This is a genomic window from Saezia sanguinis (assembly GCF_003991585.1).
In the GTDB taxonomy this organism is placed as follows: Bacteria; Pseudomonadota; Gammaproteobacteria; order Burkholderiales; family Burkholderiaceae_C; genus Saezia; species Saezia sanguinis.
Map to the genome: position 1 here is coordinate 1 of NZ_PQSP01000230.1, position 233 is coordinate 233.

At 73.8% G+C, this 233-nt stretch carries 1 protein-coding gene; it reads left to right on the forward strand.

Annotated elements, in window-relative coordinates:
• Nucleotides 1–233, forward strand: a 233-nt coding sequence (locus CUZ56_RS16110) for a hypothetical protein (protein ID WP_204250992.1), incomplete at both ends; no start/stop codon positions are given.

Genomic DNA, 233 nt, shown 5'->3' on the forward strand with positions numbered 1-233 from the left:
CAGGACATCCTTTCAGGCGCCGTCGACGACGTATCCGCTCAGGCAGATCATGTGCTGGGCGTCGTGAACCAGGCAGCGGCCCCCATGGTCGAGACGGCGCAGGGCCTCCTCGGCCAGGTGGCAACGGCTGCCGGTGTGGGCGCGCCCGCCGGTGCTGCCGCACCCGCCGCGGGCGTTCCCGCCGCAGCGGCCCCCGCACTACCGTCCGATCCGGTGGGCGCCCTGCTCAACGG